Below are 14,374 nucleotides of genomic sequence, written 5' to 3'. Positions count from 1 at the left end.
ATCATACGCCAGCAATGAAGCCCTTTTCGAGGTCCATCCTAAGCAAAAGGTAATCATACGCCGTCAATGAAGCCCTTTTCGAGGTCCTCCTAAGCAAAAGGTAATCATACGCCGCCAATGAAGCCCTTTTCGAGGTCCATCCTAAGAAAAAGGTAATCATACGCCGACAATGAAGCCCTTTTAGAGGTCCATCCTAAGCAAAAGGTAATCATACGCCGCCAATGAAGCCCTTTTCGAGGTCCATCCTAAGCAAAAGGTAATCATACGCCGTCAATGATGCCCTTTTAGAGGTCCATCCTAAGCAAAAGGTAATCATACGCCGCCAATGATGCCCTTTTCGAGATCTATCCTCAGTAAATGGTAATCATACGCCAGCAAATGATGTCATTTTGGAGGTTTACCTTCATCAAAAGGTCATCCAGTAAACAAAATACATACAAAACAGATTTTCCGATTTTTATTTCTTCCGACGCGCTTGTCTGACATCAATTGTGGTAATATTATAAAGGCTTTTATATGTAGGCGTTATTGTGAACACTTTATTTACGGACTAAACAGGTTTGTTTCGTATTTTAAATTAGTAGGTAGGGATATAAATGTCATCTAAGCTATTACGAGGTACCTTCATATTGACGGCGGGCATGATGCTGTCTAAGGTACTCGGTTTGTTGTATGTAATTCCTTTCGATGCGTTAGTCGGGGAAAAAGGATTCGGTTTGTATTCTTATGGATATCTTCCTTATACATTATTTATTAGTATTGCTACAGGCGGTTTACCCTTAGCAGTTTCCAAGTTCGTCTCTAAGTATAATGCGCTAGGTGAGTACGCTGTTGGACAAAAGTTATTCAAGACCAGCATGAAAATCATGCTTTTAACAGGGTTTTTGTCGTTTTTATTATTGTTTGTTCTTTCACAGCCATTAGGTGCATATTATGCAGCCAACGACCATGATTATACTGCCGATGAAATTGCACAAGTGATTCGTGCAGTTAGCTTTGCACTAATTCTCGTTCCTATCATGAGTATTATTCGGGGATTCTTCCAAGGGAATCAATCGATGGCGCCTACTGCAATTTCACAGGTAGTTGAGCAGCTTGTCCGGATTATCTTTTTGTTGGCTGGAGCTTTTATTGTCATGAAAATTATGGATGGTGATATAGTACAAGCAATTAGTGTGGCCACTTTTGCAGCCTTCGTAGGGGCTATCGGTGGTTTAGCAGTACTGCTCGTTTATTGGAAGCAAAGAAAGCCTTATCTTGATGATTTGCTCCTTCAAGATCGTGGTGAAGTAGACATATCAATTGGGGCGATGTATAAAGAAATTCTTCAATCTTCCATTCCTTTTGTTTTCGTAGGAATTGCTATGACATTGTTCCAGTTAATTGATTCCTTCACGTTAGGAAAAGCAATGGCGTCTATAGGGAAAGGGAAAGAAACAGTAGAAGCACTTGGGATCCTTAATATTTCGGCTAATAAGCTTGTGGTAATTCCAATGACATTCGCTTCAGCTTTTGCCATGAGTATTTTGCCGACTGTCACAAAGGCCTTTGTCGAGGGAAAAATGACAACCTTTAGTAGCCAATTGAATCAAGCTTTGCAGGTGTTGTTATTTTTAACCTTGCCGGCTGTTGTCGGTATGTCTATTCTTGCTGAACCTGTTTATTCCGCATTCTATGGATATAATGAACTAGGTGTTGAAGTGTTGATGGTTTATGCGCCAGCAGCCATTTTATTTTCTCTGTTTTCTGTTTCAGCAGCAGTGCTCCAAGGAATCAATCAGCAAAAATTCAGTGTTCTAAGTCTTCTAGTAGGGATATTGATTAAATTAAGCTTAAATATTCCGCTTATCAAACTTTTCCAAGCAGAAGGATCGGTCTATGCTACGACTCTTGGATATTTAGCTGCAACATTGATTAATTTATATATGATTCGCTATTTTACAGGATTCCGCTATCAATTAGTCGTAAGAAGGACTTTGCTGATGTTTATTTTCACAATCGTTATGACAATCACTGTAAAAATTGTCTTCAGTCTAACATCATTAACTCTGGATCCGACTCAAAGGTTTCAAGCTATCCTTGTCATTCTGATTTGTGCTTTATCTGGAGCTGGTGTGTATTTCATATTGGCACTTAAGTCAAAACTAGCACATAGACTTTTTGGCAACCGGATTGAAAAAATACAAAGAAAATTAAAATTAAGAGGCTGACCATTTGGCCAGCGTCTTCACCAATAATATTAGTCTATTTCAAATGGTCCAAAACCAAGTTGCCTTTCAACACGTTGGAGTCTAGTATTTAAACGTTCTTGTCGTCTGTTTATTCTATCGAATTGACGCTCTAAACGTTCGACTCTTCTCTCAAGATCAGAAATGTTATACCCAGGTCCTTGTGGAAATCCCGGTATTGGGATGATTACACCTGGTAGTTGCTGTCGGTGATACATTGAATGACCCCCCATAGGTAAATGACTATGTAACATTGTATGCTTAGAGGGATTGGATGCTTGGGCATCTACCCATAAGGACGAGAAAAGAAAGGAGGATTTCAAATTGAGAATCGATAAATTGTTAGCCAATATAGGCTATGGAAGTCGAAAAGAAGTTAAACAATTACTAAAATCTGGAGCGGTAATCGTCAATGGTACTACCCTTAAAGATGCAAAAGAGCATGTGGATCCAGATAACGATCAAATCACTGTAAATGGTGAAATTGTAGAATATAAAGAGTTCATCTATCTAATGATGAACAAACCACCAGGTGTATTGTCCGCAACAGAAGATGCGCGCCAGGAAACCGTACTTGATATCCTTGAGCCTGAAGATGCTGTATTTAATCCCTTCCCGGTAGGTAGATTGGACAAAGATACAGAAGGATTGCTTCTCTTAACGAATGACGGACAACTTGCACACCGATTGTTATCACCCAAAAAACATGTGCCTAAGACTTATTTTGCAGTCATTGATGGGGAAGTAACAGAGGATGATGTGAAGGCATTTGCAGAAGGTGTTACATTGGATGATGGCTATTTTACAAAACCGGGTGAACTTACTATTTTAAAATCCGGTGTACGATCAGATATTGAATTGATTATCACAGAAGGAAAATTCCATCAAGTAAAACGGATGTTTGAAAGTGTTGGCAAACGGGTCGTCTATCTAAAAAGGGTTTCCATGGGGAATCTGAAGTTAGACGAAGAACTAGAGCTTGGGGAATACCGAGAATTAACAGAAGAAGAATTAGAGATGTTACAAGAGCATAAATAGCCGATGAAACCCAATCAGGACTTCACTGGTTGGGTTTCATTTTGGCCAAAAACAAAACCCCAATAGCAAGGGGCTGCTCTCGGGGTTTCAAAGTGCTATGAAGACATTTTTACTTTTTTCTGTGTAGCCGTCCAAATACCACGGCTGGGGCTTTTTACGAGATTATTGTATGCTAGTACATTTAAGTCGCGTTGAATGGTGCGTGGAGTGATGCCAAATTCTTCGACAAGCTCTTGTGTCGTAACCGTACCGTTTCTCCTAATGAACATATAAACGGATTTAATACGGGTTAGCATACGATTTGTTGAAGGTTTCAAAAAACCACTCCCTAACTTTTAGTAGCACCAGGAAGTATGTAATGTATTCTTGCAGTGGAACTTTTACTCCTGATGTGAACCGAAGTAATACGAGCTCGAAGGCAATTGATACAAGACGACAATGTAGAAGGAAAATCCTTCTTACTTTGCAGTTACTTTACACTCAACAACTCCTTTATAAACTTGGTGAAATTTACTAGCTGTACCTCACAATAATATTGTACCCCTTTAATCAATTAAATTCTACTTTATTTACAGGAATTTACGAAAAATTAAGAATTCCCTTTGATTACAGTATATGCCAATTGTAGGTGATTTTATGTTCGTAGAGAAAAAATTGGAAAATATTTAGTATTCTTTACTATGTTTCCCTTATTTATAATGAAGAAGGTTTTATTATTCGATAGAAGGTGGAATTACATGAAGAACGACCGTCTCAAAAATACACTCGTGCATGAAAAGGAAAGTATCTATTTTGTTTTGACAGCAGTGTTTAGTATCCTCACTTATATATTTTTGGCAGTATCGATTATAGGGATTGTAATTATTGCCTTTTTACTAGTATTTAGTTATTTTATACATGCACTCCACATGGCTTATATTCGTAGAAATGGCGTTAGGGTTTCAGAAAATCAATTCAGTCATATTTATGAGAAAGCAAATGACTTATGCAAAGAGATGGGACTTGATAAAAGACCATCCATCTATGTGTTAGAATCCTCAGGAATCTTGAATGCATTTGCCACTCGATTCTTTGGGAAAAACATGGTTGTACTGTACTCAGATATTTTTGATTTAATAGAAGATGAAGGTGAGGAGGAAGTTCTTTTTGTTCTTGCACATGAATTAGCTCATTTAAAACGCAAACACGTTTTAACCCATATGCTCTTATTGCCGGCTATGTGGGTACCATTTTTAAGTGAAGCGTATTTAAGAGCTTGCGAGTATACGTGTGATCGTTATGCTGCGTTTTACACGAACAATCTGGAATCCTCTCAAAATGCTCTTACTATGTTAGCGATTGGAAAGCGTTTATATAAAAAGGTAAATAAAGAAGCGTACATCAAACAACTCCATGAGGAGAGAGGATTCTTTGCTTGGCTAAGTGAAAAGCTTTCCACACATCCACATCTTCCTAAACGAATGAATTCCTTATATGTTTGGGCAGGAGTAGGAGAGCAATCATTATTTAAAGAGAAGAAATCTCATATGTTTTTAGCTTTATCCGTGTATACGCTCTTTACAATTGGATTATCGGTGATATTCTACTTCGGTATGGATAAGATTGTGGGAATAATAGATGAAGACTTAGGTGTTTCCTATGAGGTGGAAGGGGCAACACCCCTAATGGAAGCTGCCGGAGAAAATGATGTTGATTTAGTGACAAAGCTACTATTAGAGGATGCTAATAACATTGACGCTACAGACAGTGAAGGTTCGACAGCATTACATTGGGCCGTTCTTTCTGATAGCTATGAAACTACTAAGTTATTGCTAGATAATGGTGCAGATCCTAATAAGGCTGATAACTGGAAAGCTACCCCTCTTATTACGGCAACCTATAATGAAAATGTAGAGATGGTCAAGTTGTTATTAAACCATGGCGCAGATAAATCTATGAAAGATGAAGGCGATATGACTGCATACGATGTAGCAGAAGACGTCATGAACAAGGAAATAATGGAACTTCTTAAATAGATAGAAAAATCCAAGGGCTTAAATAGTCCTTGGATTTTTTGTTTTTACATATATCCATCATATGCAGTTTTGGAGAGAATACGGTATGATGGAAAAATAAAAGAGATAAAGGAGTTCGGAAAAATGGAACATACATATTGGAAAAAACTCGTTGAAGAAAAAAAGGATGAGGTTATTGGGAAAACACAAGAGTTATTACGTATAAAAAGCGTGTTGGACGAAGAGAATGCTACCGATGAAGCACCTCTTGGAGAGGGTATCAAGGAAGCCTTAGATTATATGCTTAATTTAGGTGAAAGTGATGGCTTTGTTGTAAAGAACGTAGATTCTTTGGCAGGTCATATTGAAATGGGAGAAGGAGAAGAAATCGTAGGAATCCTTTGCCATTTGGATGTGGTTCCAGAAGGTGATGGCTGGTCTTCCGACCCATTTGCAGCGGAAATTCGTGATGGGAAAATTTTTGCTAGGGGAGCTATAGATGATAAGGGGCCAACTATGGCAGCGTACTATGCGATGAAACTAGTAAAAGACTCAGGTATTCCTTTGTCCAAAAGAGTCCGTATGATTTTAGGAACGGATGAAGAATCCAATTGGCGTTGTGTGGATCGTTACTTCCAAGTAGAAGAATTGCCTGCTCTAGGATTTGCCCCAGATGCAGATTTTCCAATTATATACGCAGAAAAGGGAATCTGGGATTTCTATGTTCAACAAAACACATCAGAAGCTAAGTTAGATGGTGAGGTAAATGTTCATCATTTTGAATCAGGTCGACGCTTTAACATGGTTCCAGATTTTGCAAAAGCGATTGTCACTGGAGATTTACATACAATCGAAACAAAATTCCATGAATTCATTCAAAGGCAAGATGTAGAAGGTAAGGTTTATCAAGAAGATCAACAAATCGTTATCGAAGTAAAAGGTGTTTCTGCTCACGGAATGGAGCCGAAAAAAGGAAAAAATGCAGGCATTTATCTAGGGTCATTCCTATCTGCTTTTGAGTTGGATCATCAGGCAAAAGAATTTTTCACTTTCATTAACGAATACTTACTTGAAGAATCTCGTGGGAAAAAACTAGGAATGTCATATACCGATGATATTACAGGCGATTTGACAATAAATGCAGGGACGCTTCATTATTCAAAAGAAACAGGTGGTAAATTAGGGCTGAATGTTCGTTATCCTGTAACTTATCAATGGAATGAAAATGAAGAGAACTTACAAAAGAAACTAGAAGAATTAAAGATGAATGTGTCCACTGTCTCTCACTCCAAGCCTCATCATGTAGAGAAGGATAGCTTCTTAATAAAGACATTATCAAAAGTATATGAAGAACAAACGGGGGAAAAAACAGAGCTTCTTTCTATTGGTGGCGGCACATATGCAAGATCATTAAAAGCAGGCGTTGCTTTTGGCCCTCTGTTTCCGGGCAGAGAAGACATTGCACATCAAAAGGATGAATATATCTATATTGATGACTTATTGAAGTCTACAGCAATCTATGCACAAGCGATTTTTGAATTAGCGCAGTAATACTTAAGGGGGAGTGGGGAATGGTGAAGGTTTTACTACAAGATCAGCTGATTGATAGAGAAGATGCAAAAGTAGACTTAGAAGATCGTGGATATCAATTCGGTGATGGAGTATACGAGGTAATCAGGATTTATAATGGCAAGATGTTCACTACTGATGGACACCTTAATCGATTATTTGAGAGCGCAAGTAAAATCGGCATCACAATTCCTTTTCAAAAAGAAATACTTAAGGATCTCTTACATCAATTAATTGTAGAAAATGATGTGAAATTGGGAACCGTTTATATGCAAGTTACAAGAGGAGCTTCACCAAGGAATCATGTGTTCCCAGATTCATCTGTTAAGCCCGTCTTGACTGCTTCCACGAGGGACTATCCGAGATCAATCGAGATCATGGAACAAGGTTTTAAGGCTATTACTCTAGAGGATATTCGCTGGTTGCGATGTGACATTAAGAGTTTAAACCTGTTAGGAAATGTTATGGCTAAACAAAAAGCTATTGAAGCAGGTTGTTTTGAGGCCATTCAGCATCGAAGCGGAATGGTTACAGAAGGAAGCACGTCAAATGTCAGTATCGTTAAAGATGGTGTGGTATTTACCCACCCGGCCAATAACCTTATATTAAATGGCATTTCAAGGCAGGTTATGTTAAAAACATGTGTGAAATCCGAAACACCATACGAAGAAAAACCCTTCACGTTGGAGCAGTTAATGAATGCAGATGAAGTGTTCATTAGTGGAACAACAGTGGAAATCGCTCCAGTAGTAGAAATCGACGGAAGGCGTATTGGGGAAGGTAAGCTTGGCCCGATTACAGCACGTTTACAAAAACTATTTCAAGCTGAAATTGAAGCTGAGTGTGGAAAACTACAATCCCTAAGTGTCTAAAAATAAATTGGACGCACAAATCTTAGACTTAATCAAATCCATAAGCATCTGAAATTTAAACCTTTAATTACGGGGCTGGTCTGACAATGGTTAGACTAGCCTTTTTAAATCTTTTTAATATCGATTTTCTTACTGAAAGAATGAACAACAGAGAAGGAAGTCGGTTTATTGGATAATTTTAGGGATAAAGTATAAGGATACCTTGGCATAAGGAGTATCTTTGACTTAGCGCTAGTCAAGTATTTCTAATCTTCAACAAAAAATTGGTACTAATTATTTTATAGCATAGAATGTGTCGGTAAATTTTGTTTTTGGTACAATATAGATATATTTCCAGTCAGTGTTTCAAATAATATTCACATTCTGAACAATAGCAACGGGAAGGAATGGAATCATGAAACAGCCACATTTTTTTATTGCATTATCCATACCCCAATCTACGAAAGAACTTTTATTTTATCAGTGTGAAAAAATAAAAGGTACGATTCCCTTTCAAAGGTGGGTTCATAAAGAGGATTATCATATTACTCTTGCTTTCCTTGGATCTGTACCAGAGGAAAAGGTTAAAGCGTGTATGGAAAATCTAGAAGAAAGATTAGTTAATTATTCAAGTTTTCAATTATTCTTATCTGGTCTTGGGATATTTGGCGTCAATACCTCTCCTCGCATACTATGGTATAAGAATGCATATGAGGAAAAACTCATGAAGCTGCAAATCATCGTTAAAAAAGTATGTCTGGAAGCGGGTTTCATTTTAGACGACAAACCTTTCAAACCCCATATTACCCTAGCCCGAAAATATTCAGGGGAGACTCCTTTATCAGATGAATTATGGAACGAGGCAGATCACTCAGTGAACAAAACCTCTTATTTCAATGCTAGTCAAATTACACTATATCGTACACACCTGGATCGTACACCTAAATATGAAACGGTTTTTTCAATAAAGCTACAACACTAGAGGATGGTCGTGTTTACATGGGTCAGTTGATTAAGTTACAAGATTACATTTCGCGATATGAACAGGATATTTTTCATTATCCAACGCAATATGTCCGATTGAAAAAACAGCAATGGTCAAAATTACATCAGGCATACTTAGATGGGACACTTCAAGAAATATTTCGACTTCAAGAAGAGAATTCCCAAAAAGAATGGTTGATTGAGGATGAGAAGCTCGGGGTCTTTGGACGACTAAAAAAGATGTTCAGTAGGGAGGAAGAGGAGCAGGTTGAAGAGGTTCCGACTGATAAAAATGAGGAAGACGATAACGATCTTTCAGACAGTGATTGGAATATGGTCATCCCTACAAATCCAAAAAACCTAGATGAACTTAAAGTGAGCTTTTTGAACCAATTGCTTCGCTTTCAAATGAAGTGGGCCTCATCCACAATCCGTGAACGTTCCTTTGTAGATGGGAGATATATTTGGGATGAAAAACTAAAATTTTTCCTTCAACGTTTTCCAGATAATTTTCTGTTACTCTATCATCCTGTTTTTTTGATAAAAAATGCTCCTGTTGAAGCCGAAGTTATCCTAATGAGCCCGACAGATGCTTGGTGCATCAGTTTTTTAGAAGACGAGGACGACGCAGTATTTCACGGATTTTCCAATGATAAATTTTGGACAAAAAAACATCACGTAAATCAAGAAAAGAAAGTGTTAAGTCCACTTCTTTCATTGAATCGGATGGAAAAAATCGTTACTCAGATTTTCTCATTATACGAAGTTAGTTTTCCGGTAAAGAAGGTTGTTCTTAGTCGAAATGGGTATATTGATTTCCCGGATGCTCCGCATGATTTACTGTTACTTGATAAACGGACATTCCCAGAATGGTTTGAGAAAATGAGAAACCATAGCTCTCCGCTCAAACATCAACAATTAAAAGGAGCCGAGGCTCTATTAGAGTTTTGTCAAACGACTTCGGTATTACGATTAGAATGGGAAGATGGAAGAAATGATGCAAACGGCATTGAATAAGGAAGGCCATTTAGATAGGCCTGTGTTTTTTATCATTAATCCTCAAGCGAAAAGTCAAGAAAGTAAGAAAATATGGGGAAAGATAGAAAAAGAATTGATTGATATGAAACATCCATACCAAGCATTTTTTACAGAATATGCAGGCCATGCAGAGGAATTGACTAGACAGATTTTAACAAAGACCAAAATGGAGTGTGTGATCTGTGCAGTTGGTGGAGATGGAACTTTACATGAAGTAGTAAACGGTGCTGTATCCTTTCCGCAAGCTATCATAGCGAATATTCCTGCCGGTTCCGGTAATGATTATGCTAGAGGGCTTCAAAAAACCAAGAATGCATCCCAAGCATTGGAAACCATTTTGGAAAATGTAGATTATCGATTAATCGATTATGGTGTTTATCAAAATGGAACCTCAAAGCGTACATTTATCAACAGTCTAGGGATTGGTCTAGATGCAGAAATTGTCCATGAAGTGAATGGTTCAAAATGGAAATCAATTTTCAACTCTTTGAAAATTGGGAAGCTGGTATATTTATATTCGTTTATACAAAAAATTTTAACCTTTAACCCTTTTGATTTAAGAGCGGAAATAGATAACCAAGACCATGAATTTCACCAAGTTTGGTTCATGGTAGTTGCCAATCAGCCTTATTTTGGTGGTGGGATAAAAATATCACCTTATCAGAACCTGACGACCATGCGCTTAATATACTAGTGGTGCATGATTTGACAAGGCTAAAATTGTTTCTATTATTTGCAACGGTTTTATGGGGCGGCCATTTAAAGTTGAAAAGTGTTAAATCATTCAAAGCAAGGCACTTATATTTTCATACTGACCAAGAGATTCATATTCAAGCAGATGGAGAAATAGTAGGTAAACAAAACATGCAAGTGGAAGTTTCTCCTAAACGGATAAAAATTGTTTCTAGGATGGAGGATTAGAATGTGATTGGTATTCGCAGAGCCTTTAATGCTTATCTGGATAAATTGAATCTTATTACCATTCTACTTCCTTATTCTCACTATGCTGGCCATGCGGATTCCTTCTCTTTATGGATTGATGGGCAGAAAATGTCAGATTTGCCCATAAAAAATGTTATGTCGTTTAAACAATTTAAGAAATTCGAATGTGCTTTGCCAATAAATCCAGTATTCGGCTTGACATATGAAGTACATGACTCAAATGGTGAAAAGACAGATCTTCAGATAGGATCTGTAATTCGTACACCTGAATTTGATGATCTTTTTTATTATAATGGCCAAGATCTTGGAGTGACCTATTCAGAAACTAAATCTACATTCAAGATTTGGTCTCCTACGGCTACAATGGTGAAATTAAAGCTAATGGACCCTCATGGGATAGAGCGACCTAATGTAGAGTGTGTAAGAAGCGAAAAAGGAATTTGGATAGTTGAGCTTGATGAAAATCTGGAGGGCTATTTATATTCCTATCTTATTTGCATCAACTTAGTATGGAAGGAAGCGGTCGATCCATATGCAGTAGCCCTTAGTACGAATGGTGAAATGGGAGTAATTGTGGATCTTAAGAAGACGTTTGTAGATTTCCCTGTATTGCCGCCATTACCTTCCACCCTAGACAGCATTATATATGAAGCTCATATCCGTGATATAAGCATACATGCAGATAGTGGGATAAATAACAAAGGCAAATACTTAGGACTAACTGAAGGAGGGACACGTACAGTTTTAGGAAATGCAACGGGCCTGGATTATTTAGTGGATTTAGGGATTACGCATTTGGAGCTGCTGCCATTTAATGATTTCGGTGGAGTGGATGAGGGTAAACCAGATTCCCAATATAATTGGGGCTACAATCCGATTCACTTTAATGCACCGGAAGGAAGCTACGCTACCAACCCATCAGATCCATATTCCAGAATCATAGAACTGAAACGTATGATTGCTACGTTACAGAATAAAGGTATTAGAGTAATCATGGATGTAGTGTACAATCATGTGTATGTTCGTGAAACATCCAATTTAGAACATATTGTCCCTGGTTATTATTTTCGACATGATGTACATGGAATGCCGTCAAATGGTACTGGTGTAGGGAATGATATTGCATCAGAACGATTGATGGTAAGGAAATTCATCATTGATTCCATTAAGTTTTGGATGAAGGAATACAACGTGAACGGATTTCGTTTTGATCTCATGGGTATCCTCGATATTGAAACGATGAATGAAGTTCGGAAGATGGTTGATACGATTGACCATGAAGCACTTCTCCTGGGTGAGGGCTGGGATTTGAATACCCCAATACCAGCTGAGCAAAAAGCGTCGATTAAAAACGCCAAGATGATGCCTAGAATCGCTCAATTTAATGATTGGTTTCGAGATAGCATCAAAGGTAGCACCTTTAATCTTCACGATCGAGGGTATATTCATGGAAACAATCATAAAATTGAAAATGTGATGAGAAGCATTGTAGGTAGTGTTGACTTTAATGGGAAATCTGGATTATTCCAATTTCCATCTCAGTCCATTAATTATGTGGAATCACACGATAATCATACACTTTGGGACCGAATTCACCTTAATAATCCAATAGAAGATGATGAAATTAAAAGAAGGCGCCATTCTTTAGCAACCTCTTTGGTTGTTCTATCACAGGGCATCCCATTCCTACATGCTGGTCAAGAATTTTTTCGGACCAAAAACGGTGTGGAAAACAGCTACAAATCTCCTGATTCCATCAATGTTTTGGATTGGTTAAGATGCCATGAGAATAGCAGTAATGTGGAGTTTATAAAAGGTTTGATTACTATTCGAAAAGCACATGGTGCATTTCGCTTACCATCCGCTCCACTCATTCAAAAGCATGTATCATTTCTTCAGGGACCAGGAGCGGCCATTCTATATCAATTAACAAATGTAAAAGAGTATGGACCTTGGCGAAATATACTTGTATGTTATAATCCCCTGTTAGAATCGATTGAAATTCAATTCCCTATTAAGGGTTTATGGAAGGTCATATGTGAAAAAGGTAAAAGTGGAGTGGAATTCCTTCGTGATATAGAGACTTCTACTACAATGATAGACCCAATAAGTGTTACAATTTTCGTTCAGGAATAAAAATAGATCATATTGAAAACTTGTTAAGGTAGGAAATCTAGAAGGGTTTAATAGACTTGACGGGAAAATAGTTTATACTCTAAAATTTATAAAGATGGCTATTGCACATAGACGCAATAAGCTGTCTTTTTTACTCATTAATAAATAATAAATTGGCAGCAAAGAAGTAAGTCGACGTAGTGGCCAATTTAAGGATTTAAATATAAGCGCAATTTGGCAATCGCCGGCGCTTAGGCTTGGCGCTAGCCAAGTTTTCTAATAATGGTTAAAAAAGGATAAAACGATATTTATAGATTCCTATTAACATAAATATTAAATCAGCTATAGAAGGGTTAGCGAAGAAATTGAAGGTGACCAATTTGGAGCATTTATTAGGTCAAGAATGGGAGATAGTTCCTGCAGGTGGAGCAACAGGGGAAGCGTTTATTGCTAGCCATGCGGAACAAAAGCTTTTTTTGAAGCGTAACTCTTCTCCTTTTCTGGCAGTTCTATCAGCAGAAGGTATTGTCCCTAAGTTGGTTTGGACAAAAAGATTGGAAAATGGTGATGTGATTTCCGCCCAGCAATGGCTAGAGGGTAGAGAGCTTGCACATAGAGAGATGAATGATCAAGGAGTGGCGCAGCTTCTTCGGAAAATCCATTGTTCAAAACCACTGCTGTCAATGTTAGAAAGGCTTGGCATGCGCCCACTCAAGCCTTTTGATATCATTATGCAAATCGATAATCAAATGGACCAGGATTTGGCAAACCATGAAATAATGGGGCAAGCTCGTGCTTTTTTAAATGAAAATATTGATTTAATTTTCTGTCATGAAAATGTTGTTTGCCATTCTGATGTAAATCATAACAATTGGTTGCTTTCTGATGAAGAGGAACTATACCTAATTGATTGGGATGGCGCCATGATTGCCGACCCTGCTATTGATTTAGGCATGTTGCTTTATTCGTATGTTCCTAAAGAAGAGTGGGCATCATGGCTAGCCATTTATGGTGAACAGTTAAGCGATGGTTTGTTACTGAGAATGAAATGGTATGTGATTGCTCAGACAATCCTCTCGATTCAATGGTATCATTCTAAACAGCGACAAGTTGAAAGAGATAACGGGATAGAATATTTAATTTCTGTATTAAAGTTATGAAAAACTATCCATGTTTTCTACCCATTGAAGTAACTGTTGATTGTAGGAAGTAATATGGCCATCTAGATTTTCTGTCGTTGATCCAGTTTGACTATATTTTGATATCTCTTGTAGTATACTCTTTGTTTCTTCACTGTACTGATCATTTGTGAGTAAAGACTGGACAAGTCTTTCCACTTGTTCACACTCTGAAGCAGATCCACAATTATCGGATTGGTGGTTCGTAAGAATATCCTTTAATAAGGATAGTTGATGTTGATGTGAAATTGGCATGAATGCACAACCTTTCAAACAAGATAAAAGTATGGGAGTTTAGCCTAAAGAGATGAACCTTCCTTTAGGCTTTTTCTTTTTATAGAATGCGGCCAAGAATTAAAATTATTCATTTAGCTTGGTTTTATAGAATTAGGAAATAGAAATTGGACTGTATTTCTTGTTGCGCATCAAAAGGGTTC

The 14,374-nt window shown here is 37.6% G+C and carries 14 protein-coding genes; 11 read left to right on the top strand and 3 right to left on the bottom strand.

The features are described 5' to 3' along the window. Positions 1–596 precede the first annotated feature (596 nt). Positions 597–2,210, top strand: coding sequence for a putative polysaccharide biosynthesis protein (locus DBX25_RS13555; protein ID WP_108671344.1), 1,614 nt, complete (start codon positions 597–599; stop codon positions 2,208–2,210). A 29-nt stretch (positions 2,211–2,239) separates the two neighbouring features. Here the strand turns inward: DBX25_RS13555 and DBX25_RS13550 are convergent, their stop codons facing one another. Further along, positions 2,240–2,446, bottom strand: a complete 207-nt coding sequence (locus DBX25_RS13550) for a hypothetical protein (RefSeq protein WP_240620302.1) — start codon at positions 2,444–2,446, stop codon at positions 2,240–2,242. 106 nt (positions 2,447–2,552) lie between these two features. Between DBX25_RS13550 and DBX25_RS13545 the strand changes: the two genes are divergently transcribed. Continuing rightward, on the top strand, positions 2,553–3,266 hold the full coding sequence (locus DBX25_RS13545) for a pseudouridine synthase (RefSeq protein WP_108671343.1): 714 nt from the start codon (positions 2,553–2,555) through the stop codon (positions 3,264–3,266). 95 nt (positions 3,267–3,361) lie between these two features. Here the strand turns inward: DBX25_RS13545 and DBX25_RS13540 are convergent, their stop codons facing one another. Then, on the bottom strand, positions 3,362–3,583 hold the full coding sequence (locus tag DBX25_RS13540) for a DeoR family transcriptional regulator (RefSeq protein WP_108671342.1): 222 nt from the start codon (positions 3,581–3,583) through the stop codon (positions 3,362–3,364). Positions 3,584–4,003: 420 nt separating this feature from the next. Here DBX25_RS13540 and DBX25_RS13535 point away from each other — a divergent pair, with 420 nt between their 5' ends. The 9 genes from DBX25_RS13535 to DBX25_RS13495 all read left to right on the top strand — a co-directional run bounded on the left by DBX25_RS13535 (position 4,004) and on the right by DBX25_RS13495 (position 13,919). Further along, on the top strand, positions 4,004–5,281 hold the full coding sequence (locus tag DBX25_RS13535) for a M48 family metallopeptidase (RefSeq protein WP_108671341.1): 1,278 nt from the start codon (positions 4,004–4,006) through the stop codon (positions 5,279–5,281). 123 nt (positions 5,282–5,404) lie between these two features. Further along, positions 5,405–6,811 (top strand): dipeptidase PepV, encoded by a 1,407-nt coding sequence (gene pepV, locus DBX25_RS13530; RefSeq protein ID WP_108671340.1) that lies wholly within the window; start codon positions 5,405–5,407, stop codon positions 6,809–6,811. Between the two features lie 23 nt (positions 6,812–6,834). Further along, positions 6,835–7,701 carry a D-amino-acid transaminase gene (dat, locus tag DBX25_RS13525; protein WP_108671351.1) on the top strand — a complete coding sequence of 289 codons (867 nt, stop codon included), beginning with the start codon at positions 6,835–6,837 and terminating at the stop codon, positions 7,699–7,701. Positions 7,702–8,095: 394 nt separating this feature from the next. Then, positions 8,096–8,662, top strand: a complete 567-nt coding sequence (thpR, locus tag DBX25_RS13520) for an RNA 2',3'-cyclic phosphodiesterase (protein WP_108671339.1) — start codon at positions 8,096–8,098, stop codon at positions 8,660–8,662. A 17-nt stretch (positions 8,663–8,679) separates the two neighbouring features. Then, positions 8,680–9,681: a hypothetical protein gene (locus DBX25_RS13515; protein ID WP_108671338.1), complete on the top strand. Its 1,002-nt coding sequence runs from the start codon at positions 8,680–8,682 to the stop codon at positions 9,679–9,681. Continuing rightward, on the top strand, positions 9,659–10,396 hold the full coding sequence (locus DBX25_RS13510) for a diacylglycerol/lipid kinase family protein (protein WP_157950964.1): 738 nt from the start codon (positions 9,659–9,661) through the stop codon (positions 10,394–10,396). Before DBX25_RS13515 ends, DBX25_RS13510 begins: the two co-directional genes overlap by 23 nt. 11 nt (positions 10,397–10,407) lie before the next feature. Further along, positions 10,408–10,623, top strand: coding sequence for a diacylglycerol kinase family protein (locus DBX25_RS21660; RefSeq protein WP_108671336.1), 216 nt, complete (start codon positions 10,408–10,410; stop codon positions 10,621–10,623). 3 nt (positions 10,624–10,626) lie between these two features. After that, positions 10,627–12,780 (top strand): type I pullulanase, encoded by a 2,154-nt coding sequence (pulA, locus tag DBX25_RS13500; protein ID WP_108671335.1) that lies wholly within the window; start codon positions 10,627–10,629, stop codon positions 12,778–12,780. 359 nt (positions 12,781–13,139) lie between these two features. Beyond that, positions 13,140–13,919 (top strand): phosphotransferase family protein, encoded by a 780-nt coding sequence (locus DBX25_RS13495; RefSeq protein ID WP_108671334.1) that lies wholly within the window; start codon positions 13,140–13,142, stop codon positions 13,917–13,919. Here the strand turns inward: DBX25_RS13495 and DBX25_RS13490 are convergent. Then, positions 13,914–14,192, bottom strand: a complete 279-nt coding sequence (locus DBX25_RS13490) for a YtzH-like family protein (RefSeq protein WP_108671333.1) — start codon at positions 14,190–14,192, stop codon at positions 13,914–13,916. The two genes, DBX25_RS13495 and DBX25_RS13490, sit on opposite strands and share 6 nt — an antisense overlap. Between the last annotated feature and the right edge of the window lie 182 nt (positions 14,193–14,374).

Origin of the sequence: Peribacillus acanthi (assembly GCF_003073175.1) — a bacterium.
Classification (GTDB): Bacteria; Bacillota; Bacilli; order Bacillales; family DSM-1321; genus Bacillus_BN; species Bacillus_BN acanthi.
The sequence above is the reverse complement of the archived record's forward strand: the minus strand, read 5'-3'. Positions and strand labels throughout refer to the sequence as shown.